This is a genomic window from Fibrobacter sp. UWB10 (assembly GCF_900182935.1).
Classification (GTDB): domain Bacteria; phylum Fibrobacterota; class Fibrobacteria; order Fibrobacterales; family Fibrobacteraceae; genus Fibrobacter; species Fibrobacter succinogenes_O.
Map to the genome: position 1 here is coordinate 100,043 of NZ_FXUE01000007.1, position 24,533 is coordinate 124,575.

A 24,533-nucleotide genomic window follows, 5' to 3' on the forward strand; every position below is an offset into this window, starting at 1 on the left:
CTAAACAGCGGTGCTTTCCGGCGCGGGAATATTCTGAATACAGGCCGGATAAAGGATAGGCTTAACAACTTTGTCCAAAATGGCCTTGACTTTTCCGTTGTTGTCGGTCTTCTGTTCAATACGGCCCTTCACACGCTGCCAGCCATCGAGCTTGGAATCGAGCAAAAGCATACCCAGTCCCGATTCGTGTTCCAAAAACCCGACGATATCGCTTCCGCGGCTACCGCTGTTCAGCACGGCAAACATGGAATTCCAAAACTGGATAAATTCGCTTTCGTCGGGCAGTTCTTTTTTCAGAGTTTCAAAGTCAAATTCCAGATATACAAACGAGCTGTTATCCTCATCACTACGGATAATTTCTTCTTGACAACGTCTTTCAAAGATCTCTTCGGTATAAATCGAGATACTATACTTGTGTTTTCGTATCAAATTATAGAGCAGCTCTTTCATCATTCACCCAAATTTAGGCTATTTTTACGACATGCAGCGATTGTTAAAATTGAAAAAAGTGCTCAAGAACAGCATTTTGGCGACCTCCGTCGAAAATTTCAAGGGTATCAGGGCCGGAACTGCAAAATACCGCCACCTGACCGAAGACGAAATCCAGATTCTTGAAAAGAACGGCAACCGTTCCGAATCTTGGGACAAGGTCATGGTCGAACCGGACTTCGACCCGAACCGCATTATCCGTTCGTCGTTCATGGGCGAAGTCTACTTGCCCAAATTCTTTGGAACGCTTTTATTGCCGGGCGACGTGTCGTTCCCGACCGGCATTTACGACAGCCTTGTACACAATTGCTTTATCGAAAACGCATTGGTCCACAAGGTGGCCATGCTCAGTAACATTCTGGTGCGCAGCAGCGCCGTGGTGCAGAATGTAGGCTCGATTATCAGTAGCGGAAAAATCAGCTACATGATCGGGAATTCCATGCATGTGGGTAACGAAATGGGTGGCCGCAAAGTCGCCGTGTTCCCCGAAATCACCATGGAACTGGTCGAAGCCCAACTGTTCCACAAGCCTGAACCCGAAGTCGCAGCAGCCTTCGACGAACAGCTCAAGGCCTACCGCGAAGAAACTGCATTCCCGTTCGGCGTAGTCGGCAAGGGCGCCGTGGTCTGCAACACCAACATCATTCGTAACAGCTGGATTGGCGCACACGCACGCATCGAAGGCGCCGAAAAAATCCGCAATTCCGTGGTGCTTTCTTCGCTCGAAGAACCGAGCCACGTTTACGATTCCGTGATTCTCGAAAATTCGAACGTGCAAAAATCGGTCACCATTCACACCGGTGCCGAAGTCCAAGGCTCTGTGCTCATGAGCCGCACGACCGTCGCCTGCAAGGCAATCGTCAAGTCTTCGATTATTGCACCGTGCTGCCACATTGAAGAAGGCGAAGTCAACAGCTCTTATGTGGGCCCTATGACCCAAATGCACCACCACTCGCTCTTGATTGCAGCACTCTGGCCCGAAGGTTGCGGAAACCTCGGCTATGGCGCGAACGTGGGCAGCAACCACACTGGCCGTATGCCCGACCAAGAAGTCATGCCCGGCCAGGGAATGTTCTTTGGCCTCGGCGTAAACATCAAGTTCCCCGCAAACTACCGCGAATCTCCATTCACACTGATTGCAACTGGACTCACCACGCTCCCGCAGCGCGTGAAGTTCCCGTTCTCGCTGATTCGCCCGGGCGACCCGCAACTCGTGGGAGTGGCCCCGCGCTTGAACGAAATCGTGCCGGGTTGGAACTACGCCCGCAACGCCTACGCGCTCGACCGCAACCTTTACAAGTATTCGCTGCGCGGCAAGGGCATTGTACCCGCCACCTTCTACAGCATTTTTAGCCCCGATACCGTGCGCTATGTTTTCGACGCTTACCAGCGCCTGCAAGTGATTGCCATTCGCGACATTTACACCAAGGAACACATCGATGGTCTCGGCGAAAACTTTATGCGCGAACGCATTCGCCAGCAGGCGATTAAGACGTACCAGGAATACATGGAACGTTACGCGCTCGAGCAGATTATCACCCTGGTTGTAAACGATGCAAACCTGCAGGCGCAACCCGTAAAGGAACTGCGCCGCATGGCTACCAACGACGCGAACAAGGACGTGATGCGCGTAGTAGCCTTGCCCGAAACGTTCGACGATTTGCTCAAGCGTTACCGCCAGCTCGAAAAGGATTGGTACGAACGCGTGACGCACGGACTCGACAAGGACAACGAACGCGGCCGCCAGATTTTTGACGACTACGACGACGCGCACCCAATCGATAAGGGATTCACCGAATGGGAAAAAGCCCGTGTCGAAGAAAAGTTGCGCAGGCTGAATTCCATTGTTAAAATAGCCAAGCCCGAATAGCTCTAATGAGTTCTGCTACGCTGATACTCGCCTTATTGCTTGCCATTGAATTCGTGGCACGCCTCGTGCTTGAAATTCGCGAGCGCAGGCTTACGCAAATGCGCGGCGGCATCTTTGCCGTATTGCGCTTGATTCCGCTATTGAATGACATCGTGCCGCTGCCCGAAAACCGCAAGGATCCTGCCGAAAACGAATTCGTGAAAAAACACGAAGAAGGCCATGCAAGCCTGCGTCACGGCATTTTGCGTAACCTCGCGAAAATCGCCCTGTTGCTGTTGGCCGTATGGCTGTTCGCCTTCTTGCTTGCAAGCCACGGCATGTCGCTTGTAGAATCTATCCTCTGGCTTCATTTGGCGGCAATTCCGTTCCGCACCCTATTCCACCTTTACTGCTGGCACCAGGAATACGAAGCCGACCGCTACGCCTTCGACAAGCTCGGCAAAAAGGTAGCCAAGGCCGCCATGCGAAACCTCGCCGAAAGCGAAATCCCGTATACAAAATTGTTCGCAGTGATTTACCGCGAACATCCGACTGTTGCTATACGCAGTCAAAAGATTTTGAACAAAGAAATTAAAGCGGCTTAAGCCTCTTTAACAGCACGAGATTCACGGCCGAGGGCAAGGATAATCGCGTTCACCACGAACGCTGCAATCATTAAGATATCCCCGGTATGCAAGCCAAGCGAACCCGGTAACGCCGGACACAGTTTACCCGCGAGCGCCAAGATTCCACCTGCCACAATGGCAATCCCCACAAACTTGGGCTTTGCCTTAAGGCCCAAAAGTCCCCACAGAATCGGCACCGTAAACGCACCTGCATAAACTGCAAGCGCAAGCAAGAGCGTGCCAATAATGTCGGTGAATACAAGCGCAAGAATCAAGGCAATCAAGCCGTTCATCAAGATAACGATACGGGCCTGGAGCAGCGAAGGCTTGGGGCACAACCCATTAATGATAATGGAACTGCTTAAAAGCGTTGTATCGGCACTGCTCAGCACCACGCTCAAAAGCGCAAGCGCAAATACCGGCAAAAGCCACGACGGCAATACCGCATTTGCAATCGATGTAATGCGGGCACCCTGCTCTCCAACAAAACTCACTCCGTAAACAGCCAAGAAGCCGATTACAAATGCAACAGGAATCAAAACGCATGCTGCCATGCCAATTGCCTTCTTGGCAGTTGCGGCATCTTTCGCACAAAACATGCGGCTATAAATGTCTGGGCCCGCCGTATACGTGGTGCCGTAAGTGAGAATCAAAAGGAACAAATCGAGCGGTGTGAAGTTCGTGTTGAACGGGAACTTGGGCGCCACACTCGTCGAAGCACTCGCCACCATACTGCCGAGCTCGCCACCGCCAAACTTCGCAAAGCCCGCAAGCAGCAAGAGCCCCGCAATAATCAGGCATGCCTGCAAAAAGTCGGTACGCAAAATCGAAACCTGGCCGCCCGCAAGCGTGTAACCTGTAAACACCGCCGCAGACACAATCGCCGCCGTCGTGTAGGGCATCGAGGTAAAAGTCATCAAGAGCTTGGCCGCCGCAATAATTTGCGCCGCCACAATGCCAGTCCATGCAACCGGAATCACAAAAGAGGCAACCAGTCGCGGGCCCTTGCCATACAAGTTTTCGACCAAATCCGGCAGCGCATATTTGCCGTGGCTGTAGGCACGACCCGCAAACGGAATCAACGCCAACAAGCCAAGTGCGCCCACCAGCATGAACCAGCTCGCGGACCCGCCGAGCCTAGCGCCGCTATCGACGGCGCCAATCACGGCCGACCCGCCCAAAATCGTTGCAACAAGGCTACCGGCTACCGCCTTCGCCGACGCTCCTTTGCGCGCCACAAAAAAATCCGGAATGTCCTTTACGTGCCGCGCACTGCGCACCGCAATCGCAATCAAAAACACCAAGTAGATAATTAAGGCAATATTCATGTTTTCTGTCATGCCCGCAACAGCGGGCATCTCCATTTTGTGAAACAAAATCTAGAATTTCCGGCTCATGATAAACATGACCGTACGCAAATCCCATTCGCTCCCCACCTGCTTTTGCAATAATTCCTCGGTTGTCGGGTATCGATGATTTTCAAATTTGCGGTCGCGCGAGACAGACGCCATAAGCATGCCGTTCCATTTTTGGCTCACCTTGATCGATGCCATCGGAGTTATACTCACCGTTACAAAGCTCGGATTGTAATCCTTGTATGCATCATCAAAATCATATTCATGCTTAAAGCCGCTCGCATTCACTGCAAGCATCGCCATAGGCACACGCTCAAAAGGCATCATATAGATGAGCGTACCGCCATATTTGTACTTAAAGCCGTTCACCATGTTTTCGTTGCCGGCTTTCCACACCTCTTTATCTTCGGCGCCCGTATATGCAGAATACCGGAGTTCCGCCGTCCCCTTCAAAATAATCTTGGTCCAATCACTCTTGGGCAAAAAAGCAAGCAACGGAATCGTGAGCGCCGTGTGGTAACGCATGCCGTATGCGTATTCCGTAAACATAATATCACGCCTGTACTTTCGTTTTTCGGGCCGGTAAACACCCATAAAAGTTGCAGTGCGACCATAGTTCAGCGCCGTCCCCGTATTCGCCTCGGCGCCCAATTCCAACAAATGCATCAGTTCAATTGCAGCATCAAGTTTTACGCCAACCCCCGCAAAGTTCACATCGCCCGAAGCCAAGCCCTTAAAACTCAGCAATTTGCCGAAATCCTGTTGCACCTTAAAATGGTATGTGTACGCAGGCACCGCAAACGCAAAAAAAGGCCAGTTATGCAAAGTCTCCGAATTCTTAAGCGAATTGTGCGGCAACAAAAGAGAAACTATCGAAAGCGTGCCCTCGCGCGAAGTCTTGAGCCCTGTGCTATCAGCCACCGCAACAGAATCCGTCTTAACAGCAGAGCTGTCGGCAGGTTCATCTGCAACAGCGAACGCGGCACCAAACAGCACCGAAACAATCACCAATTTGCAAATTCTTCGCCAAAGCATAAGCCCTTGCGAATATAGATAAACAACCCGCCAAAGTTGCCCCACACACATCAAAATTTGTATATTCTTTGCTACTGAGGTTTATATGTCTCGAATTTTTAGCTCTCTCGCAATTCTTTTTACTGCAATCGCATTTTGTGCCACAAGCGCCCTCGCCTTCGATGTATCGGTCAAGGCAAACGTCGATAACGCCCAAGTGTTCGTGGGCGACATGTTCAATTACGAAATCCAGGTAGTGGCCCCCGAAAACGCAATCGTCGACTTGCCGAGCTTTGTCGGAAACCTCGGCAGTTTCGAAGTCAAAGAAATGAAGAACGAAAAGGTGACCGAAGGCATGCCCAAGGGCACCGCCAAATTCACCTGGCTTGCAACGCTCAACACCTTCGTGAGCGGCGACTTTCTGATTGCCCCGCAGCAAGTGAGCGCCGTCGTCGGTAGCGACACTGTCAAGACAAGCACCGACCCCGTAGCCGTCAAAGTTTCTACCCGTACCACCGGCGAAGAAGAAGACATTATTGAAGTCGAAGACCCGCTCGACGATCCGCGCCTCCCGCAGTGGCTCTACATTGTGCTGATTGTGATTGGCGTCGCCCTCCTCGTATTCCTCGGCTGGTTCTTGCATAAAAAGTTTGCGAAGCATGGCGAAGCCCCCAGGCTCCCGCCGTACGAAGAAGCAGTGCTTGCCCTCAAGGAACTCCGCCAAAAGAATTACCTTGCCGAAGGCAATCAAGGCGACTACTTTATGGCACTCGGGTTCATTACCCGCCGCTATATCGAGCGCCGTTTCGAAGTCGATATTCTAGATGCCACCGTAGCCGAACTCAAGCAGCGTATGGCTCACGTAGCAGGCCTTCCGCAGGCCTACAAGGAATCGGTCGTAACGCTTGCCGTCGAAACCGAGCCCGTGAAGTTTGCAAAAATGAAACTTGAAGGCGAACGCTGCCGCTTCTGGGACGAATGGGCCGACCGCCTGCTCGAAGACACCAAGCCCACTCCCGAAGAAGAACAAGCCAAGAAAGAAGAATTGAAAGCCGCCGTCGATACGATCCGCAAGGCCAAAAAGAAAAAGAAGAAATAACGCCATCACGCCATGAAACGTATCGAGGTTGTTGCAGGCATTATTTGCGACGGGGCTCCGCATTCAGCGGGGGCCCGATTCTTTGCCACCCAACGCGGCTACGGCGAACAAAAAGACGGCTGGGAATTCCCGGGCGGCAAAATGGAACCCGGCGAAACACCCGAACAAGCGCTTGCACGCGAGCTCAAAGAAGAACTTGCGATTAACGTGAATGTGGGCGACTTTATTTGCACGGTAGAATACGACTACCCCGCATTCCACTTAACCATGCACTGCTTTTACTGCACACTCGCAGACGGCAGCACCCCCACACTACTCGAACACGAAGCAGCCCGCTGGCTCTCGCGCACAGAACTGCATTCTGTGAACTGGCTCCCCGCCGACATCGAAGTCGTTAAAACTCTAGAAAAGCACCTTACATAAAAAAGCCCGCCGTTGCCGGCGAGCCCTTAGGAGGTGTATATAGGAAATTCTAGAACTGTTCGAAGAACTTGTGGACTTCTTCGGGAACCCAGGTGCTTTCCCAGTTCCAACCCACGCTCATGTTGCCGGTATCGTGGGCTGTCCACTGGTGGTCACCCGGCCAGCTGCACCATTTTACGGGGAAGCGTTCGTCGACGGTCGTAAAGTCGTAGCACACGTGGCCGGTGTTGCCGCTCACTTCCTTGGGCTTTTCGGAACTTGCGTCAGTGAAGTCGCCATTCGCGTCTGCCTTGCCGTTACGCTTTAGGATGCGCGGGAGAGCGCTGTTCTTCGCGCGGTTATAATCGCAGCGACCATCGTTCACGCCGTGCACGTTCATCCAGGCAATAGGCAGGTTCTTCATGTTGTTGCCTTCGGGGAGCCAGATGTTGTAATCAGCTACGGCGTAAGTGGCGGCAGCACGCACGCGGCTCTGCATGTCCTGCATCAGAGAATAGCTGAACATGGCGCCATAGCTGAAGCCAGTAATGAACACGCGGCTCGTGTCAACGCAGTAGTTTTCGTTCAGAGTCGTGAGCGTCTGGGCGAAGAAATCGTGATCGCTCTGGCCCTTGTTCCATAAACCACCGATTGCATCGAGCGAAACAAAGATGTAGTCACCGTTCTTGTCGAGCACCTGCTGGCCATAGTACGGTGTCGGATGGTCGTAGTCTGCTTTGTGATGCACAAAGTCTTCGCCACTGCTACCATAGCAGTGCAATGCAAACAGAACCTTGTGCGGTTTTGTGTTGTCGTAATTCTTGGGCAAGGTGATAAAGTATTTGCGGCTGTCGCTGCCTACCTGAATCTGGAACTGGTCACCATTTTCAACGCTCTTGACCTTTTGCAACTTGGAATTGCTGCCGCAGCCCTTACTCGGGGTGGGCGCGTTGCCGAGAGCATAGCCAAACTTGAACTGGGGAGCGGTTGCCGTGAGTTTTACATTGAGAGTGGTGTCCAGCGTGCCGAGCGGTACGGTAAGCGTGTCATAGCCTTCGAGCACAAAGCGGATTGCTTCACCCGGAGCAGCCTCTTTCATGAGGGCGCCACTGGCCTGCGAGCCAATTGCACTATTAAAGCCGCCATCGGTCGTAAACTTGAAATTATGCTTGGCAGATCCGACAGAAACCTGCGCAAAGTACGTGCCGCGGGCCTTGACTGCGTTGCTCAAGTTATAAGAGCCTGCGCCCTGCAGTGTTTTCTGGAAAACCTGGTTGCCAAGCGAGTTGAAAATTTTTACCTGAACGGGCTGCGTGCTGCTCTGGGAATACGAAAGAACGCCATTATTCACGCCAATATAGCCTACGCTATTCTTGACGGCATGAATTCCCGTTTCTTCTACATCAATGGAGAATTTGCCCTGGTCATCCGTTGTGGTTTGACGGCCTTCTTTCAGAAGGTCTACTGCGACACCCTTGAGGCCTTTACCCTGGTCGTCAGAAACGGAACCAGAAATGGAATATGCAGACGCCATTCCGCAAAAAGCGAGAACGCACGCTGTCGTGAATAAATTGGTTGCCTTGATAAGCATGATGACTCCTTTTTCAAAATGCCCCTTTACAACACACCACTCCATGATGGAATATAAACTATAAGCGGGCAAGAATCTCGCCACAGAGCGCCCTGATTATGGATGAATTGTCTATAAAAATAAGTTTACGCTCCGCATTTTATCCATTTTTCATATTTTACAAGTAACATAAAAAAAATATTGAAATAAGCACCTGATTTCTATATTGCCGTCCGCCAAATTTTTTTGGAGGAATCATGAACAAGAAAGTTCTTACTGCCGCCACTGTTGCAGTTTTGTCGTGCTTCGTTTCAACGGCTTGGGCAGAAAGACCGAACGAAGATGTGACTTGCAAGTTCCCGGGCGGAGCTTACTACAAATCCAACAACACCATGTATCTGGAATCGATCAACGACGAAAACGCTAGCGTCGAAATTGCAGAAGAATCCAAGAATTGCATTGACGAATTTACTCACAAGGGCGAATTTAACCTTGTAGTGGAACGCAGCACAAAGCTGGCCGCGAATTCGACCATTTCGCTCCCAATGAACTACTCGCCGAAAAATTCTTGCATACAGTTGTACGAAGTGGTACAATTCTCCACCGATGACGAAGGCAATTGGAATGCCACCGCAAAGAATATGAAAGGCCAGGGCGACATGCACAAGCCCATGCTCATGGTTACCGATACCAAAAATAAAGCATGCCAGGATATCAAGGAAATTGAATTTACCGCAAGCAATCTGCAAGCAATCACCCAACACACTGCAGCTCAGCAACATCTCGAAGTATACAACCCCAAGACTGGCCACAATGACTGGGCTCTCGAAGGCACCTACAAATTTATCCGTTGGGAAAAGGACAATGCCGATTTGGGAATCGTTTACGGTTACGCCGCCAAGGACAAGAACAAGGTAGATGCAGGTCATTTCACCCGCATAGGTGCAGGCGCCTACCTCCCGCCGATGCGCGCTTACCTCAAGTACATAGGCAATACTCCTCTCGCCAAGTCTGTTGAATCCATTGTCGAACTGCCCGAAACCATCGACGTCACGCTTGTCGACGAAGAAGAAGGCACCACGCGTACGGCCCGCTGGAACATGGCTACCGGCGAAATCGTAAAGGTGAACGGCTGGTATGACCTTAAGGGTCGCAAGCTGAACAGCAAGCCCCAAAACAAGGGCATGTTCATTGGCAACACCAAGGTTCAGAAGTAATTATTAGGGGTTGATTATGGAAAAGAAAGAATATACAGCACCGAAAATGGAAATCGTCGATTTTGACCATCAAGTGGCTCTGCTCAGCGGAAGCGGCGAAGAACCCTCTGATACATGCGATGATGGTGACTATTGCGATGAACTCGGCTAATTAAGCCTGCTCGCCCACAATCACCTTGTAGAATTCAAGGAACTGTGCAGGCGAAAGTTCTTCGGCACGAACGGTTGTCGGATAATCCAGGAGCTCGATAGCTTCCTGGATTTTCTTTTTGTCATAGGCGCGGCCGAACGAATTGGCAAGGGTTTTGCGCTTTTGGGTGAAGGCGGCGCGTACAAAGTCAAAAAAGCCTTCGGGAGCCTGGAGCGCGTCTGCCTTGGGCGTCAAGAGCATGGTAGCGCTGTCCACATTGGGGCGCGGGGTAAAATGCTCGGGCCCAATCTTGCGCAGAATCTGCGTGTCGGCGTAAGCGGACACCAGAACAGAGAGGCTGCCGTAATTGCTGCTGCAGGGGCTTGCGCAAATGCGCTCGGCGACTTCGAGCTGCACCATTCCCATAAAGCCCTTGGTCAAGTGTAATTTGGGCATAAGGCCCGCGATAATCGCAGTCGATACGTTGTACGGCAAGTTACCCGTAACCCAGGGCTTTTCATGGGCATCCAGAAACGCCTGCAAGTCAAACTTCAAAAAGTCAATGTTTTCGATATGGAAGTTTTCGCGGCCCTGGAATTTTTGTTGCAAAAATTCCACGCACTGCTCGTCGATTTCGACGGCAGTGAGTTCCACGGCGCGTTCAAGCAAGTGTTCAGTAAGGGCGCCGTGCCCAGGGCCGATTTCAAGCACCCAGTCGCCCGCATTCGCCGGCAAATCGCCCGCAATCATTTGGGCGGTCGGTACATCCAAAAAGTTCTGACCAAATTTACGGCGTCTTGCTCTATCCATACCGCCAAAGATAGAAATAAAAAGCCCGCAATTCAATTGCAGGCCATTTAAGTTATGCTTTAAAGTTTTTCTAGAGTCTCGCTTTTACAAGCTTGTACAAGTCAGCGAAAACTTCATCAGGCGTACGGTCGGCATCAATGGCGGCAACGCAGTCGCTGTAGTCACGGGCCGCGGCAAGGTACCCCTTGCGCACCCTCTCGAAAAATTCGGCCTTCTCGCTCTCGAGTCGATCGGGAGCCTCGCCCCGCTTCGCGGTGCGCGCGCGTCCCCGCTGTACATCAATATCAAGCACCACAGTCAGTTCCGGAAAGCAACCGTCGCAAGTGATTTCTGTCAGGCGTTGCACAAGGTCAGCACCCAAGCCGCGGGCATAACCCTGGTAAGCAAAAGTACTCCAGGCGAATCTGTCAGCAATCACAATCTTGCCGGCATCAAGTGCGGGCTGGATAATTTCGGCAATCACCTGCGCGCGGGCTGCATTGTACAACAAGAGTTCGGTTTTGTCGCTCATGATTCCCTTGAAACTCGTGTCCAGCAAAATCTCGCGCACGCGTTCCGAAATCTTTGCGCCACCCGGCTCACGCAACTTCACTACAGAATATCCCTCTTTAGTGAGGGCGTCAATCAGCATATCGATCTGAGTCGTTTTACCCGACCCGTCGATACCTTCCAAACTAAAAAAATGCTTCGCTGTCTTCATAATCAATTTACAAGTACTTTAAAAAAGTAGAAAAAATTTATGAGGCGCCAAGAAAATACTATCTTTACATCGCCTTTTGCAACTAATGGAGTTTTTATGCCTTCTGAAAATGCGATTATTGAACGTGCCGAAATGTACTTGCGCAAGCTTTCTTGCGGAATCAACCCCCTGACAGACGAAATTCTGCCCGAAGGTGACTCCTGCAAGCAGGAACGTATCAGCAAGTGCCTGGCTTACGTCGCATCGCTTTTGCAGCAGCAGCTGAACCACGACCAAGTGGCTCCCATGCCGAACGAAAAATTCCAGGGCGAAAAATTCGAAAAGCGCCCGGTTAAAAAAGCAAAGCCCGTCATGCAAGATTTGGCCATCGACGCCGAAACCCTGAAGGGTTACCGTTTCTTCGATTACCCGGTTTCTATTTCTCGCGTGGTGCGCAACGTGAACGAACTCTTGCCCAAGAACATGAACCACCTGCTGTATGCCGACGTGGCAAACTTCCTGGTGCAAGAAGGTATTCTCGAAAGGCAATCTACCGAAAACGGCACCGAAGCAAACCTACCCACCGCAAAGGGTGAATCTTACGGATTCGAAAAGGGCGAATCGGATTTGCGCGGCCACCACAACATTTATACGCAGTGCTGGCAACAGGCACAGCAGTTCATTTTGGACAACATTCAAAAGTGTGTCGCTATCGCAAACGAACGCTATGCCGCCCGCAAGGCAAACCAGGCTCAGGATTCTCTGAACGACGACCAGGAATACGCCCCGAAGCGCGTACAGAAGGAAAAATTCCACCTGACCGCTGAACAATTGGGCGAATATCCCTCCGAAGACACTCCGGTGCCCGTCAGTGAAATCGCACGCCGCCTGAACGCACTTGTAAGCGACAACATGGAACGCATCTACTACAAAGTCATTCGCGACTGGTACGTGGAACAGGGCTACCTTGAATTCAAGACATCGCCCGAAGGCCGCAGCGCATTCCTGCCCACCGAAAAGGGCTCCATGAGCGGACTCTTCGTGGAATCGCGTACCGGCAAAGACGGCGAACTCTACGACGTGGTAATGTACGATGCTAAGGCCCAGAAGCTTTATCTGGACTTCATTGCGCAAGCCTAATCGCTGAAAAATAAAGACAGCTTTTAATGATTGTCGTCAGATTTAATGGCGCGATCTAGATAAAAAAGTATCAGAAGTTCAAGAACTACAGCCCCAGCTAGTTCCGCGAACATGATTATCGTCGAGCAATCGACTTCACATGAAAACATAAACACCCCCGTATAGCTACTGCTATACACAACGGCACTAAATATAACTTGGCGCAGGGGATGTTGTCAACATCACAACACCCCAGGTATTAAAATACTTCTTGTTTTTTTCTTACTGAAAAAATGTCCCGATGCCGTATGACATCGGGATTTATTTGCTTTTAAACGCGGTCGCTTTTACGGCAACTTTTAGTCGCGATTAATGGCGATTATTCGGCGTCCTTGCCGTGGCACTTCTTGTACTTGAGGCCAGAACCGCACCAGCAAAGGTCATTGCGGCCGAGCTTCGGAGCCTGCTGTTGAGCGCGGCGACGAGCGGCGGCGAGCATGGCCGGATTCACACCCGGGCGAGTACCCGGCAGTGCGGACTGCGGCATCGGCTTAGCCTGCTGTTCCTCGGAAATTGCATTCGTTTCAGAGGTAGCGGCTTGGCCTGCGAGGCCTGCGGGCTTCGCGCCTTCGGCACTCATCTGTTCGGCAGGTTCAGCGGCGCTTTCTTCAGCCGGAACTTCGGCAGATTCTGCGGCGTTCTGAGCGGCAGCGGCCTGAGCTTCTTCAGCGGCCTTGCGTTCAGCGTCAATCTGTTCCTGGCTCTTAAGCTGCAACTGGTCCGGAGAAACAGTCACACCGTTCGGGAGCGTAATGCGGATGTTCAGAATGCGGAGCGCAGTGAGCGTTGCAATCTTTTCCATGCAGCCTTCGAACATCTTGAAGCCTTCGTTCTTGTAGACCATCAGCGGGTCCTTCTGAGCGTATCCGTGGAAACGGATAGAATCCTTCAGCTGGTCCATGGCGTACAAGTGTTCCTTCCACACCTGGTCAATGGTCATCAACAAGAAGCGGCGTTCAATCTGGCGGAAGTCAGTTTCCGGAATAATCTTCGTGAGCTTGTCGTAGCGGGCCTTGCAGAGTGCGATGATTTCATCGAGCACCTGTTCCGGCGTCTTGCTCATGGCTTCTTCGAGCGTGAGGCTGTATTCCATACCGAGGCTACGCTGCAAGTCAATGTGCAGGCCTTCCAAGTTCCAGGCTTCGGCGTAAGTCTTGGCCGGAATGTAGGCTGACACCTTAATGTCGCAGGCATCTTCGATACGGTTCATGATTTCTTCACTGATGTCTTCGCCGTTCAGAATGCGGCGGCGCAGGCCGTAAATCACCTTACGCTGTTCATTCATCACGTTATCGTAGTCGAGCAAGTGCTTACGGATATCGAAGCTCTGGCCTTCCACGCGGCGCTGGGCACCACGAATCGAGCGGGACACGATCGGGTGGGTAATCACTTCGTCTTCGCCCACGCCAAAACGGGTCATCAAGTTCTTGACGCTGTCGCCACCGAAGATACGCATCAAGTTATCATCGAGGGAGAGGAAATATTGGCTAGAACCCGGGTCGCCCTGACGGCCGGAACGACCACGCAGCTGGTTGTCGATACGGCGAGATTCATGACGTTCGGTGCCAAGCACATGCAAACCGCCAAGCTCGGTAACTCCCGGGCCAAGGGCAATGTCGGTACCACGACCAGCCATGTTGGTTGCAATCGTCACCTTGTCCTTATGACCGGCATACTGAATGATTTCAGCTTCGCGGCCATGGTTCTTAGCGTTCAAAACTTCGTGCGGAATGCCTTCCTTTTCAAGGAGGCCATGCAAATGTTCGGACTTTTCAATGGATGCCGTACCAACGAGGAGCGGCTGGCCCTTTTCGTGACGTTCCTTGATTTCAGCCACAATGGCGCGCCACTTGGCATCTTCAGACTTGTACACCATGTCCTGCAGGTCCTTACGAATGCAGGGCTTGTTGGTCGGAATCACCCAAGTATTCATGTTGTAAATCTTGATGAATTCCGTTGCTTCGGTTTCGGCGGTACCCGTCATACCCGAAAGCTTCTTGTACATGCGGAAGTAGTTCTGGAACGTAATCGTTGCAAGCGTCTGGTTTTCGCGACGGATCTGCACGCCTTCCTTGGCTTCGATAGCCTGGTGCATACCGTTGCTGTAGCGGCGGCCTTCCATAAGACGGCCCGTGTTTTCGTCGACGATGATGATTTCGGTATCGCGGACGATGTAGTCCACGTCCTTTTCGTAAAGGTACCAGGCCTTCAGAGCGTTATCCAAGAAATGCACCCAGTCGGCATGTTCGCCGTACAGGTTCGTAATGTGCATGAGTTCCTGAATGTGGTTCACGCCCTTTTCAGTCAGCTGGATGTTCTTGTCCTTTTCGTCGACCGAGAAGTCCTTGTTCTTAATGAGCTGCTTGGCGATTTCGTTTGCCTTGGCGTACTTTTCGGTAGCGTCTTCGGCCGGACCACTAATAATAAGCGGCGTACGAGCTTCGTCAATCAAAATGGAGTCGACTTCGTCAACAATACAGAAGTTCAGTTCGCGCTGCACCAGCTGGTTGGGTTCCACAGCCATGTTGTCGCGCAGGTAGTCAAAGCCGAATTCGTTGTTGGTACCATAGGTCACGTCGCTGTTGTAGCTCACGCGGCGTTCTTCGGGAGAAAGGCCGTTCACAATCAGGCCCACCGTGAGTCCCAAGAACTTATAGACCATACCCATCTGCTTGGCGTCACGGCCAGCGAGGTAGTCGTTCACAGTCACCACATGCACACCGTGGCCAGAAAGACCGTTCAAGTAAACCGGGAGGGCGGCGGCAAGCGTCTTACCTTCACCAGTTGCCATTTCAGCGATAGCACCTTCATGGAGCACCAAGCCACCGATCATCTGCACGTCGAAAGGCATCATGCGGAACGGCTTCACCGATTCGGGGTAAAGTTCGCGAACCTTGGCGTACACAGAGGCAGGCAGGTAGACTTCCCATTCGTTCTTGCCGGCGGCAAGTTCGGCCTTCGCGGCATTCACGGCATCCTGAAGCTCGGGGCCCAGGCGGCTAAAGTCGAAGTTGTTTTCGGGCTTGAAGATGTTGAAGATACCCAGGCGGCGGTCGCAAGCTTCTTGGCACACGGCAAAGGCTTCGACCTTGATGTCTTCGAGGGTGGCGCCATTCTTGAGCTTTTCGCGGAATTCCGCACTCTTTGCGGCAAGGGCGGCGTCATCCAAAGCTTCCAGGGCTTCGCGGGCCTTGTGGATTTCGGCAATCACCGGGCGCAGCTGCTTGACTTTACGTTCGTGCGGGGTACCAAAGATCTTGTGAAGAACGGTATCGACTATGCTCATCTTTTTCCTTTTTACGGCCGAGGGCACTGCCCGCGGTCTCTGATTAAAAATTTACGGGGAGAATTTAGCAAATTGCATGCCAATTCAGAATCGTTTAGTCTTGAAACAAGGGCCTATTGCCGAGTCTATCGCAGAATCTGGGCCAGCATCGCCTTGCAACCCTCGTTTACATCGTCCCAAGTGGCCTGAAAATCGCCTGTATACCAGGGGTCCGCCACATCGCGGCTCTTGCCAACCCAATCCATTAGAAGCGAAATTTTGTGATTTGGGTCTTTTTGGAGCTCGGGCGGCAAAATCCAACGGAGGTTGCGCAAATTGTTACGGTCCATGAGCACAATGTAGTCGTAATACTCATAGTCGCGAACCGTCATCTGGCGCGCCGTCTTTCCGCTGCAATCGATCCCATGCGAGGCAAGCATGCGGCGTGCCGGCGGGTAAACCGGGTTCCCGATTTCTTCGGTACTCGTCGCGGCACTTGCGATCTCGAATTCAACATCCGCTAACGATTCGGCGGGCAAATCCCGTACCAACTTTTTCATGACGAATTCAGCCATCGGGCTTCGGCAAATGTTCCCGTGGCACACAAACAGAATCTTGATTTTCATAAGGCAAAAATAGTATTTTTGTGTCCATGAAAAAGCCCGCAAACAAAGCCACTAGTAATGCCGTGCAAATCAAGAATGAACGCACGCATGTGACGCACGAGTTCCCGGCCCTATATGACCGCGAATCCCGCGTGCTGTTGCTCGGCTCCATACCCTCGCCCAAGTCACGCGAAATGGCATTCTACTACGGGCACCCGCAAAACCGCTTCTGGAAAGTCATGGCTGCCGTACTCGGCGAAAGCGTGCCCGAAACCATCGCCCAAAAGAAGGCCATGCTCAAAAAACATCACGTGGCCCTGTGGGACGTTCTCGACAGCTGCACTATTGTGGGCGCAAGCGACACCAGCATCGAAGACCCCGTTGTAAACAACATAAAAGAACTCGTAAAAAAGTCCAAAGTCACGCGCATCTTTTGCACCGGAGCCACCGCCCACAAGCTGTACCAGAAACTCTGCGCCCAAGATGTCGGAATAGACGCGGTCAAGCTCCCCTCAACCTCGCCCGCCAACTGCGCCGTATCGCTAGAGAAATTGGTAGAAGCCTACAAGGTAATTCTAGAATAAAGCCCCGCGGGCTAAACAAGCCGCCAACGCTAGCGGTTCCAGCCGTTATGCCCTTCGCCGTAATACAGCGCAGCATCTTCGGGGCCAAAGTCGTCGGCCACGGTATCGCGCGGAGAAAGCCATCCGCGCATCTTCTTGATGCGTGCCTTGCGAGCCTCTGCAGGAGAGTCTGCGGCAACCTTTGAAGCGGGGGCCGCGGCAAGGTTCGTGCCAGTTTCAATGTGCTTTTCGTCAAGTGAATCGGCCATACATTAAAAAGATAGCTTAAAATCGCTCAAAAAAGATTATTTTAAAAGCATGAGTATGAAAATCCACCGCACCTTCGTCGCAGCATTCGCCGTCACCGCGCTTACTCAAGCGCCCGCCTTCGCGCAAACGGCCTCCGACACCGTCTCGTTCGTGAACTTCGAGAACCGCGAAGTCGGCGTGTACGGCAATGCAGAGGCCAAGGAAGACTTCAAGCGCAACGATTACGACAAAAGCTGGTGGTACGCCATGGACAAGAACAATGGCGAAAACTCCAAGGTTGTGTACGACGGCGAAGAACACGGCAACGTACTGCAGCTCAAATACCCCAAGGGTTGCGTGGGCCCGAACGACAATGACACCCCCGCCTGCGCCGCGCAAATCATCCAGCCCCTCGTTAAAACCGCCGACACCATGTGGAGCGCCTACGACATATTCTTCGAAGACGGATTCGAGTTCCAGCTCGGTGGCAAGCTCCCCGGCCTATGCGGCGGCAAGTGCTACACCGGCAACGCCATGCCCGAAACCGGCGACGGCTGGAGCGCACGCATCATGTGGCGCAAAGACGGCAACGCCGTGCAGCTCATCTACTTCATGGGGCAAGAGTCCGTATACGGCGACGATTTCAAGTGGGACTTGAACGGCACCATCCCGCAAAAACAGTTCACCACCGGCACCTGGCACCGCATTGTAAACAAAGTAAGTATGAATACCATCGCCTCTCCCGGCAACGGCGACAAGAACGGTCGCGTGCAGACTTGGCTTGACGGCGAACTCGCGCTAGATGTGGATACCCTCAGGCTCCGCGACTACGACACCGTGAAAGTTGACAAGTTCTACCTCTCCACATTCCACGGCGGAAGCAGCGCCGAATGGGCCCCCACCCACGACTGCTTTATCCGCTACGACAACTTCACCGTATCGACGGATTCCATCGCCGTGACGGCCAATGCTCCAGACACTAGCGGCACCTGCGAAGGTGAAAATTGCGGGCAGGGCCCCGAACGGATTATGCCGCGGGCTCAGAACCGCGCCACAATCGCACCCGTTGAAACCTACCGAATCGACGGCACACTCGTCGGCCGCAAAAACACCCTCCCCGACGCCACCACGCACCAGCTCAAGAATGGGAAAAGAGTTAAGGTTGTGAGGTAGGGGATTTTATCCTATCATTTATCCTGCCGTTTATCCTATCACCCAACCATTCACCCAACTTATTACCTAACTTATCGCCCAACCGCAATCACATTTCATTTGCGGTCAAAATTTTCGACCGCAAAATTTCGGCCTTTTATTGTATCATTTATTGTGTCATCCGCACGGAATTTTGGGCCACATTTTGGGCCACTTTTGGGGCCACTTTTCTGTTTCATCCGAAACTTCAGGTGATTTCATAACTACAACATCCCCGCAGGATTCCACCCTCTCTTAAATTCTATCCGTTCACTTTCAATCCGCTGCTTGTTCAGCAAAGTTTCAATATCTATAGGCATTGACATAATAATCTCCTTCAGTTCACAATTGGGTAATCTACCCCTCCCTTTTTTTCAACTTCAATTTGTTTATAATCTTAGATACCTCCAACACCACATCCGTGTACTTTGACTTTTTCGTATCGAAGCAAAGGTCTTTATCTACGTCAATGAATCTTATGCAATTTCCTCCGGGGAATCGCAAAGAATATGACACCCCCTTATATGTACTGCATATCTCTTCAAAGAATTCTACAATCTTGCGAGATTCATCTTTTTCTTTTTGCAACGGCGTAAAAATTCGCTCTATTTTATCGTACAATTTTTGTTCTTCTTCAGTGAAGCCGCTTTCACCATCAGCATATTGTCCCCAGTAATACATCATTTCAACTTCTTGTTCTGTAAATGTATAGTTCATTTTTCCCTCGTTTTTATGATTAAACTTAATTTCGGGTTTTACATAACTTCCAAGAGCAATTTTTCGTCGGGCATGACGGCTTTCAGTTTTTCCGGCATAACCTTATAGGTCGCAACACCCATGGGCTGGTTGTAATCTTGCAACAGATACTCAACAAATGACTTGTCCGCACCCTTACACAGAATAATGCCGATGACCGGATTTTCGTTTGCCTTCCGTTCGTCGTCGTTCAGCACGCGCATATATGCCGAGAGCTGTCCGAGATACGCAGGCTTGAACTCCCCCTTCTTTAATTCCACAACGACAAGACTCTGTAATTCGCGATTATAGAAGAGCAGATCCACCCACATATCATGTTCAAGTTTTTCGATATGGACTTGATGACCGACGTACGTGAAATCCTTTCCAAACGTCAAAATAAAGTTCTTGACATTCTGGACAATGGAATTTTCGACAACGCGCTCGTCAATATCCTGGGGATTACGCTCGTCAAGTTCTTCCACATTGACAAAGTCAAGCAAGTATTCGTCCTTGAACATCGAGATTGCCTTTTGCGCATGGAGCGTTTTGGGCAAGGTTAATGCGAAATTATTGGGGAGTTGCCCTTGGTGGTGATACAAATCCGCCTTGAGGTAATCGCGCAGAGCGTACTTGTCCCAATGGTTTATGAGTGCCTGATGAATGTAGAAAGCACGCTCTTCCAAAGTGGAGGTCTTCAGAAGGATTTCCATATGGTGAGTAAAACTCAACTCTAGAAATTCGGTGAAGTCCAATTCGTTCGCCAATGGCGAACGATTTAGATTAAGAAGCGCAAAAATCGGTATTTTTGCCGATTTTTCGCTATTTTCGACATTTTCTAATTCGTCAGCCGTTGGCTGGCAATTTAAAACAGGGAGCCATCGCTCAAAGAATATCCTCATTTTTTTGATGTTAGATGCCGAAAATCCTCGCAATCCAGGCAATTCCCGCCGAAGTTGAGCACTTATTGTATCTATCGCCCCTGTACCCCAGGTTCCCTTGCGGGAATTTTCGGAAACGAACTTGCCTATCGCATAGTATAGCGATAGCATCTGCTTGTTGGCCGCCCGAGCCGTCTCCAACTGACTTTCGAGAATAGCAGACTTTATCTGCTGAACAGCATCGTTATAAAAAGGACTTATTTTTTCCATTATAGCCTCCAAGTGGCCGCAATTTGCAACCGGTTGATGTTAGAGGCGTTCTTGCAAAACCGAAAAGCCGGTTAAAACAAACGCGCCCAAGCCGAGAGCAGCGGAAATAAACATGTTTATTTCCATTGCCGAGGCGAAGCGCGTTGCGTTGTAAACGCAAAAACGCACCTCGCCTTAAAACAGCGAGATGCGTCGGGCGTTAATGTACCTAAAATCGACAGATGTGGCAAGGGTTAGGAAAAAATTTTACAAAGCGGCCGGAATAAAAGTGTATATTAAAAACCAAGCGCCAAGGAAGCTAACTATGACTCAAAAACTCTGGAACACCTGCAAGAAGTGCGGCTGCGACAAGACCGAAGACACCGAGAAGCTTTGCGAGCAGTGCAAGGCAAAACGGCGGCAATTCTGGAGCGACCTCAAGAAAGTCGGCGGCGTAGCCGCTGGCGCGTTGCTGGTGGTTATTGCCGGCGGGAAGATGAGGAAGAAATAATTTATTTCATCGGCATGAGCACAAAATCGTTAAGTTCCTTGCGGACTTCTTGCCAGAAGGGCATGTACTTGTCGAGCAGCGCGATGTAATCTTTGTTGTGATGGCGAACTTTCAGGTGCAAGAGTTCGTGCAATATCACGTAATCCAGGCAGCGGATGGGCGTATGTGCCAAATGCAGATTGAACCAGAGTTTTCCTGCGGGGTTGCAACTGCCCCACTTGTTCTGCATAATTTTTGTTTGCCAGCCGCTGCACTTTAGGTGCGTTTTCTTTTCCCATGCGGGCAAGCGTTTTTCAATTTCGGCGACAAGCATTTCGCGGAGTTTTTCGTTCACGTAGTTTTCGCGCTGTTGTGCGGTACTTGCTTCGCGAACAGTCAGAACCACATTTTGCCCGTCTATTACAAATCCATTTGCGCGGTCATGTTCTACACGCAAATAATACTGACGTCCGAAAATAAAAATGGATTCGCCGGAAACATATTCACGTTCGCTCAAGCGCGCCTGATTTGCAAATTTTTCTTGTTGGCGTTTAATCCAGGCAACCTTGGTGCGCACAAAAATCTTGATGGATTCGTCAGAAAGGTTCAGCGGTGCAGAAATTCGCACATCGCCATCGGGCGGCATCACCGAGAGGTGAATGTTCTTGATATCCTTTTTTGTAACGGCAACTGTAATGCCCGACACTTGCATCCGCATTAGAATTCGCTCTGCTTGCTGATAAGTTCATAGACGCGGTCAACTTCGGCATCATCTTGCAGAACATCGAATAAGGCTCGCTTAATCTTGTTGATTTTCACCGGGCTGTTGCGGAAATCGGCTTGTATACTGCCCATGACAGCATCGTAAATTCTATTCGTCAAGCCTTCGTCTCTTCCGCAGTTATCGTAAATTGCACGCTTCGCGGCACTTCCCTTGACGGAGGCCGGATAATCTTCGCTTGCAGCCGAAGAATTCACCTTTTTGGCAAGCTCAATATAGCGTTCCAGCAACTTCTTGTATTCAATCAGGCCGTTCTTGCGTTCTTCAATCAACTGATCCAGAATTTCTGACATTTTGTTGTAGTACGCAGGATTGACATTTATCTGGTCAACGATTTTGCGGCGGATGTTGTTCTCGATTTTTTCGGCAGCGCTTTGCTGAGCGTGCTTTCTGCCGGCAACTAAATCAAACTTGCAAAGTTCAATGATATCCAGCAAGGTCGTGTCATCAAATTCAATAATCTTTGTCGAATCGCCAGCGGCAATGTAATTGTCAATAAGGTGGCGCATGTCGGGTTCACAAGCTTTCAAATCAACAAAGTCGCCACTCGCCTGCATAATCACCTGACGCAAATTCACGTAATCATTGGTGCGTTTTTCTTTTTCGTTCCATTCGGCTTCGGTATAGGGCAACGACAAAATCTGCGATTTCAACTCGGCAAACGCGCGCGCCAAACTGCTCGCCAATGAGTAGAAGCGTTCACGCAAGCGGGCCAACGCCTCAAACTCTTCCGGATTTTTAAGCCAACTGATACCTTCTCCACAGAAGAAATGAATGTAATCCGATTCGTCCTTAGGCGGTTTCACGTCTTCACAAAGCGTCTCGATTTCTTCAAGAATCTTGTTGAAATATTTCTCGGCTTCAGTCGCACGGTCCTTAATCAAGCCATCGACATCGCTGTCGTCGTAGCCTTCGAATGCACCCGATGTGTATTTGTTCATACTGTCGGTCACATCGTCGAAAAGTTCCTTGTAGTCAATAATGATACCGAAGGGCTTCGTCTCGTCATCCAAACGGTTCACGCGGCAAATCGCCTGGAACAGGCCATGGTCCTGCATCTTTTTGTCGATATACAGATATGTGCAATGAGGAGCATCAAAACCGGTCAGCAACTTATCGACTACAATAAGTAACTTCATGTTGGCCGGCTCTTCAACGAACTTGCGTTTGGCCTCTTTTTCAAAAGCCTCAACTTTCTTGTCAATGCGGGAAGTATCGTCGCCTTCTTCGACTCCGACCATCTTCAAGTAAATCTGGTATTTCCTGAAAGTTTCCGTATCCTCATCGAGGCTCACCGTATCGGTACGCAGGTCGCCCGGATTCGGCGTGTAAGAAGAAATGATAGCGCATTTCTTAAAACCCAATGCCTGAAAAATTTCGTAGAAGCGGCAAGCCGTAAAAATGGAATCCGCGACAAGGATAGCGTTTCCGCAACCTTCCGCCAAACGGGCATCCTTCGCAAAATCAAGGATGATATCGTTCGCAATCGTTTTCAGGCGGTCGTAAGACGAATAAACCGTGCGCATATTCGCCCAACGGGCTTTCAGTTTTGCCTTCGCGACAGGCGTCATGCCACGCGTTTTTAGTTCAAACCATTCATCAATCTTTTCACGGGACCGGAGATCTTGCGGAACATCGCGACCTTCGTAACGCAAGTCGAGAATCACGTGGTCGCGCACACCTTCGTCGAATTTATACGTGTGGATGTAACTTCCGAAAACTTCCAGACTCGTCTTCTTGTCTTTCTTCAAAAGCGGTGTGCCGGTAAAGCCCACGAAAATCGCCTTAGGCATCAAAGCAGTCATCGCCTTGTGCAACTTGCCCGATTGTGTGCGGTGGCACTCATCCACGAATACAACGAAATCACCTTTCACGCTAAAGTTCGGTGGCAGTGAATCCTTGATTTCTTTCAAGAACTTTTCGTAATCACCGTCGGTAACTTCACCGCCACGGCGACCGAACTTGTGAACCAGCGAACAAATGATGGCACCTTCGGTAGAATTCAAACGGTCCAACAAATCGCGACCGCTCTTGGTGCGAATAATCTTTTCTTCTACGCCCTTGAACAGCTGTTCTATCTGGTCATCAAGCTCATCACGATCCGTGACAATCAAAATTCTGCGACTCGGATTGTTCAGCAGCAGGCGCTTGGCAAGCCAGACCATCGTGAGCGATTTGCCCGAACCTTGCGTGTGCCATACAATACCGCCTTTCTTTTGCGCGGTAATCCTGTTGTACGTGCGGTGAATCGCATAATACTGATTGTAGCGGCAGACCTTCTTTACACCATTATCAAAAATGATAAAGTTATGAATCAAGTCTAGGAAGCGGACCTTGTTGAACAGCGAATAAAGACTCTCGAAGAGAACGCCGTCAAACGACGAACTCTTATCATCGATAATCAAATCGTTGTCGTCCAGTTCCTGCAAGCGTTCGCGGAACGCCTCCTGTTTCCAAGTCAAGTACTTCTTCTCCGGCGTGGCGATTGTCCCGTAGCGGACACCCTCGCTTTCGTTTGCCGCCAAGCAATACTGAATCGTAGTAAAGAACGACTCAATGAAATCATGCTTCTGGTTCGTCAGGTTCTGGCGAATACCATCGGCAACAGAAACGGAACTCTTCTTGAGCTCAATGACGGCAACGGCAATGCCGTTAATATAAATGACAAGGTCCGGGCGCTTGGAGCCAAATGTTGAACTGACGGTCACCTCTTCGGCAATGGCAAAATGGTTGTTGGCCGGATTTTTAAAATCAATGTAATAGACACTGACATTTTCGCCATCCGCATCAGAAACCGGGTGCGAATACTTCAGCAAACTGTAAACCGTCTTGTTCGCAGAATATAAACCCTGCTGCAAATCGCCCGCCGCATGTTGCAAATCGGCGATGGCCTTGTGTGCAACCGTTTCCGAATAGTGCTGCTTACCCACCAAGAACGCAAACAGATCATCATCGCGAATGTTCTTGTTCGCCACTTCGCACAAATTGCCCAGGTAATCGTAATGCAATTCGTCCTTGAAGAACTTGATTACCTTCGCCTGCGTCTTGCGTTCGGGAATGTTGATATTCGGTTCGGCCATTGCAGATCCTTGAACGGTTTCTGCA

General features: G+C 50.7%; 23 protein-coding genes. 10 read left to right on the plus strand and 13 right to left on the minus strand.

The features are described 5' to 3' along the window. Positions 1-453, minus strand: a complete 453-nt coding sequence (locus tag QOL41_RS13715; protein WP_283430213.1) for a hypothetical protein — start codon at positions 451-453, stop codon at positions 1-3. Between the two features lie 28 nt (positions 454-481). Here QOL41_RS13715 and QOL41_RS13720 point away from each other — a divergent pair, with 28 nt between their 5' ends. Both QOL41_RS13720 and QOL41_RS13725 read left to right on the plus strand, forming a co-directional pair. After that, positions 482-2,359, plus strand: coding sequence for a DUF4954 family protein (locus tag QOL41_RS13720; RefSeq protein ID WP_283430214.1), 1,878 nt, complete (start codon positions 482-484; stop codon positions 2,357-2,359). A 5-nt stretch (positions 2,360-2,364) separates the two neighbouring features. Further along, positions 2,365-2,943 (plus strand): M48 family metalloprotease, encoded by a 579-nt coding sequence (locus QOL41_RS13725; RefSeq protein WP_283430215.1) that lies wholly within the window; start codon positions 2,365-2,367, stop codon positions 2,941-2,943. Here the strand turns inward: QOL41_RS13725 and QOL41_RS13730 are convergent. Together QOL41_RS13730 and QOL41_RS13735 are read right to left on the minus strand one after the other, a co-directional pair. After that, a complete protein-coding gene (locus tag QOL41_RS13730) occupies positions 2,940-4,328 on the minus strand; it encodes a sodium:solute symporter family protein (RefSeq protein ID WP_283430216.1) in 1,389 nt (462 codons plus the stop codon). The genes QOL41_RS13725 and QOL41_RS13730 overlap by 4 nt on opposite strands. Positions 4,329-4,343: 15 nt before the next feature. Further along, on the minus strand, positions 4,344-5,354 hold the full coding sequence (locus tag QOL41_RS13735; protein WP_173654524.1) for a hypothetical protein: 1,011 nt from the start codon (positions 5,352-5,354) through the stop codon (positions 4,344-4,346). An 85-nt stretch (positions 5,355-5,439) separates the two neighbouring features. Here QOL41_RS13735 and QOL41_RS13740 point away from each other — a divergent pair, with 85 nt between their 5' ends. Beyond that, positions 5,440-6,432 carry a hypothetical protein gene (locus QOL41_RS13740; protein WP_283430217.1) on the plus strand — a complete coding sequence of 331 codons (993 nt, stop codon included), beginning with the start codon at positions 5,440-5,442 and terminating at the stop codon, positions 6,430-6,432. Between the two features lie 12 nt (positions 6,433-6,444). Then, positions 6,445-6,855: a (deoxy)nucleoside triphosphate pyrophosphohydrolase gene (locus QOL41_RS13745; RefSeq protein WP_283430218.1), complete on the plus strand. Its 411-nt coding sequence runs from the start codon at positions 6,445-6,447 to the stop codon at positions 6,853-6,855. Between the two features lie 49 nt (positions 6,856-6,904). On the opposite strand, the gene QOL41_RS13750 is transcribed toward QOL41_RS13745, so the two are convergent. Beyond that, the gene (locus QOL41_RS13750; RefSeq protein WP_283430219.1) at positions 6,905-8,425 is read right to left on the minus strand and encodes a T9SS type A sorting domain-containing protein; all 1,521 of its coding nucleotides are present in this window, start codon (positions 8,423-8,425) and stop codon (positions 6,905-6,907) included. Between the two features lie 236 nt (positions 8,426-8,661). Between QOL41_RS13750 and QOL41_RS13755 the strand changes: the two genes are divergently transcribed. Continuing rightward, positions 8,662-9,621: a hypothetical protein gene (locus tag QOL41_RS13755; protein WP_283430220.1), complete on the plus strand. Its 960-nt coding sequence runs from the start codon at positions 8,662-8,664 to the stop codon at positions 9,619-9,621. Positions 9,622-9,637: 16 nt separating this feature from the next. Continuing rightward, a complete protein-coding gene (locus QOL41_RS13760) occupies positions 9,638-9,772 on the plus strand; it encodes a hypothetical protein (RefSeq protein ID WP_283430221.1) in 135 nt (44 codons plus the stop codon). On the opposite strand, the gene rsmA is transcribed toward QOL41_RS13760, so the two are convergent. After that, on the minus strand, positions 9,773-10,561 hold the full coding sequence (gene rsmA, locus QOL41_RS13765; RefSeq protein WP_283430222.1) for a 16S rRNA (adenine(1518)-N(6)/adenine(1519)-N(6))-dimethyltransferase RsmA: 789 nt from the start codon (positions 10,559-10,561) through the stop codon (positions 9,773-9,775). 70 nt (positions 10,562-10,631) lie between these two features. Further along, positions 10,632-11,261: a dTMP kinase gene (tmk, locus tag QOL41_RS13770; RefSeq protein ID WP_283430223.1), complete on the minus strand. Its 630-nt coding sequence runs from the start codon at positions 11,259-11,261 to the stop codon at positions 10,632-10,634. A gap of 96 nt (positions 11,262-11,357) precedes the next feature. Here tmk and QOL41_RS13775 point away from each other — a divergent pair, with 96 nt between their 5' ends. Then, positions 11,358-12,380 (plus strand): hypothetical protein, encoded by a 1,023-nt coding sequence (locus QOL41_RS13775; RefSeq protein WP_283430224.1) that lies wholly within the window; start codon positions 11,358-11,360, stop codon positions 12,378-12,380. A 358-nt stretch (positions 12,381-12,738) separates the two neighbouring features. On the opposite strand, the gene secA is transcribed toward QOL41_RS13775, so the two are convergent. Both secA and QOL41_RS13785 read right to left on the minus strand, forming a co-directional pair. Then, complete coding sequence (secA, locus tag QOL41_RS13780; protein ID WP_283430225.1) at positions 12,739-15,705, minus strand: preprotein translocase subunit SecA; 2,967 nt, start codon at positions 15,703-15,705, stop codon at positions 12,739-12,741. A gap of 125 nt (positions 15,706-15,830) precedes the next feature. Next, a complete protein-coding gene (locus QOL41_RS13785; RefSeq protein ID WP_283430226.1) occupies positions 15,831-16,310 on the minus strand; it encodes a low molecular weight protein-tyrosine-phosphatase in 480 nt (159 codons plus the stop codon). Between the two features lie 26 nt (positions 16,311-16,336). Between QOL41_RS13785 and QOL41_RS13790 the strand changes: the two genes are divergently transcribed. Further along, entirely contained in the window at positions 16,337-16,873 is a 537-nt protein-coding gene (locus QOL41_RS13790) for a DNA-deoxyinosine glycosylase (protein WP_283430227.1), read from the plus strand. A 29-nt stretch (positions 16,874-16,902) separates the two neighbouring features. On the opposite strand, the gene QOL41_RS13795 is transcribed toward QOL41_RS13790, so the two are convergent. Beyond that, positions 16,903-17,121 carry a hypothetical protein gene (locus QOL41_RS13795; RefSeq protein WP_283430228.1) on the minus strand — a complete coding sequence of 73 codons (219 nt, stop codon included), beginning with the start codon at positions 17,119-17,121 and terminating at the stop codon, positions 16,903-16,905. A gap of 49 nt (positions 17,122-17,170) precedes the next feature. Here QOL41_RS13795 and QOL41_RS13800 point away from each other — a divergent pair, with 49 nt between their 5' ends. Continuing rightward, positions 17,171-18,274, plus strand: a complete 1,104-nt coding sequence (locus QOL41_RS13800) for a polysaccharide lyase (RefSeq protein ID WP_283430229.1) — start codon at positions 17,171-17,173, stop codon at positions 18,272-18,274. Positions 18,275-18,649: 375 nt separating this feature from the next. Here QOL41_RS13800 and QOL41_RS13805 read toward each other — a convergent pair whose 3' ends face one another. After that, a complete protein-coding gene (locus tag QOL41_RS13805; protein ID WP_088629003.1) occupies positions 18,650-19,009 on the minus strand; it encodes a hypothetical protein in 360 nt (119 codons plus the stop codon). A 38-nt stretch (positions 19,010-19,047) separates the two neighbouring features. Then, positions 19,048-20,178 carry a PDDEXK nuclease domain-containing protein gene (locus tag QOL41_RS13810; RefSeq protein WP_283430230.1) on the minus strand — a complete coding sequence of 377 codons (1,131 nt, stop codon included), beginning with the start codon at positions 20,176-20,178 and terminating at the stop codon, positions 19,048-19,050. A 304-nt stretch (positions 20,179-20,482) separates the two neighbouring features. On the opposite strand from QOL41_RS13810, the gene QOL41_RS13815 reads away from it, so the two are divergent. Further along, positions 20,483-20,668: a hypothetical protein gene (locus QOL41_RS13815; protein WP_283430231.1), complete on the plus strand. Its 186-nt coding sequence runs from the start codon at positions 20,483-20,485 to the stop codon at positions 20,666-20,668. Position 20,669: 1 nt separating this feature from the next. Here the strand turns inward: QOL41_RS13815 and QOL41_RS13820 are convergent, their stop codons facing one another. Both QOL41_RS13820 and QOL41_RS13825 read right to left on the minus strand, forming a co-directional pair. Beyond that, the gene (locus QOL41_RS13820) at positions 20,670-21,365 is read right to left on the minus strand and encodes a M48 family metallopeptidase (RefSeq protein ID WP_283430232.1); all 696 of its coding nucleotides are present in this window, start codon (positions 21,363-21,365) and stop codon (positions 20,670-20,672) included. Beyond that, positions 21,365-24,508, minus strand: a complete 3,144-nt coding sequence (locus QOL41_RS13825; protein ID WP_283430233.1) for a type I restriction endonuclease subunit R — start codon at positions 24,506-24,508, stop codon at positions 21,365-21,367. Before QOL41_RS13825 ends, QOL41_RS13820 begins: the two co-directional genes overlap by 1 nt. Positions 24,509-24,533 lie beyond the last annotated feature (25 nt).

What these genes read in the sequence shown, in the direction of transcription:
- QOL41_RS13715 (WP_283430213.1), bottom strand. Translation starts at nt 453, where the DNA reads ATGATGAAAGAGCTGCTCTATAATTTGATACGAAAACACAAGTATAGT.
- QOL41_RS13790 (WP_283430227.1), top strand. Translation starts at nt 16,337, where the DNA reads ATGAAAAAGCCCGCAAACAAAGCCACTAGTAATGCCGTGCAAATCAAG.
- secA (WP_283430225.1), bottom strand. Translation starts at nt 15,705, where the DNA reads ATGAGCATAGTCGATACCGTTCTTCACAAGATCTTTGGTACCCCGCAC.
- QOL41_RS13725 (WP_283430215.1), top strand. Translation starts at nt 2,365, where the DNA reads ATGAGTTCTGCTACGCTGATACTCGCCTTATTGCTTGCCATTGAATTC.
- QOL41_RS13755 (WP_283430220.1), top strand. Translation starts at nt 8,662, where the DNA reads ATGAACAAGAAAGTTCTTACTGCCGCCACTGTTGCAGTTTTGTCGTGC.
- QOL41_RS13775 (WP_283430224.1), top strand. Translation starts at nt 11,358, where the DNA reads ATGCCTTCTGAAAATGCGATTATTGAACGTGCCGAAATGTACTTGCGC.
- QOL41_RS13745 (WP_283430218.1), top strand. Translation starts at nt 6,445, where the DNA reads ATGAAACGTATCGAGGTTGTTGCAGGCATTATTTGCGACGGGGCTCCG.
- QOL41_RS13795 (WP_283430228.1), bottom strand. Translation starts at nt 17,121, where the DNA reads ATGGCCGATTCACTTGACGAAAAGCACATTGAAACTGGCACGAACCTT.
- QOL41_RS13800 (WP_283430229.1), top strand. Translation starts at nt 17,171, where the DNA reads ATGAGTATGAAAATCCACCGCACCTTCGTCGCAGCATTCGCCGTCACC.
- QOL41_RS13805 (WP_088629003.1), bottom strand. Translation starts at nt 19,009, where the DNA reads ATGAACTATACATTTACAGAACAAGAAGTTGAAATGATGTATTACTGG.
- QOL41_RS13720 (WP_283430214.1), top strand. Translation starts at nt 482, where the DNA reads ATGCAGCGATTGTTAAAATTGAAAAAAGTGCTCAAGAACAGCATTTTG.
- QOL41_RS13740 (WP_283430217.1), top strand. Translation starts at nt 5,440, where the DNA reads ATGTCTCGAATTTTTAGCTCTCTCGCAATTCTTTTTACTGCAATCGCA.
- QOL41_RS13810 (WP_283430230.1), bottom strand. Translation starts at nt 20,178, where the DNA reads ATGGAAAAAATAAGTCCTTTTTATAACGATGCTGTTCAGCAGATAAAG.
- QOL41_RS13785 (WP_283430226.1), bottom strand. Translation starts at nt 16,310, where the DNA reads ATGAAAATCAAGATTCTGTTTGTGTGCCACGGGAACATTTGCCGAAGC.
- QOL41_RS13825 (WP_283430233.1), bottom strand. Translation starts at nt 24,508, where the DNA reads ATGGCCGAACCGAATATCAACATTCCCGAACGCAAGACGCAGGCGAAG.
- QOL41_RS13750 (WP_283430219.1), bottom strand. Translation starts at nt 8,425, where the DNA reads ATGCTTATCAAGGCAACCAATTTATTCACGACAGCGTGCGTTCTCGCT.
- QOL41_RS13820 (WP_283430232.1), bottom strand. Translation starts at nt 21,365, where the DNA reads ATGCGGATGCAAGTGTCGGGCATTACAGTTGCCGTTACAAAAAAGGAT.
- QOL41_RS13730 (WP_283430216.1), bottom strand. Translation starts at nt 4,328, where the DNA reads ATGGAGATGCCCGCTGTTGCGGGCATGACAGAAAACATGAATATTGCC.
- QOL41_RS13760 (WP_283430221.1), top strand. Translation starts at nt 9,638, where the DNA reads ATGGAAAAGAAAGAATATACAGCACCGAAAATGGAAATCGTCGATTTT.
- QOL41_RS13735 (WP_173654524.1), bottom strand. Translation starts at nt 5,354, where the DNA reads ATGCTTTGGCGAAGAATTTGCAAATTGGTGATTGTTTCGGTGCTGTTT.
- rsmA (WP_283430222.1), bottom strand. Translation starts at nt 10,561, where the DNA reads ATGGATAGAGCAAGACGCCGTAAATTTGGTCAGAACTTTTTGGATGTA.
- tmk (WP_283430223.1), bottom strand. Translation starts at nt 11,261, where the DNA reads ATGAAGACAGCGAAGCATTTTTTTAGTTTGGAAGGTATCGACGGGTCG.
- QOL41_RS13815 (WP_283430231.1), top strand. Translation starts at nt 20,483, where the DNA reads ATGACTCAAAAACTCTGGAACACCTGCAAGAAGTGCGGCTGCGACAAG.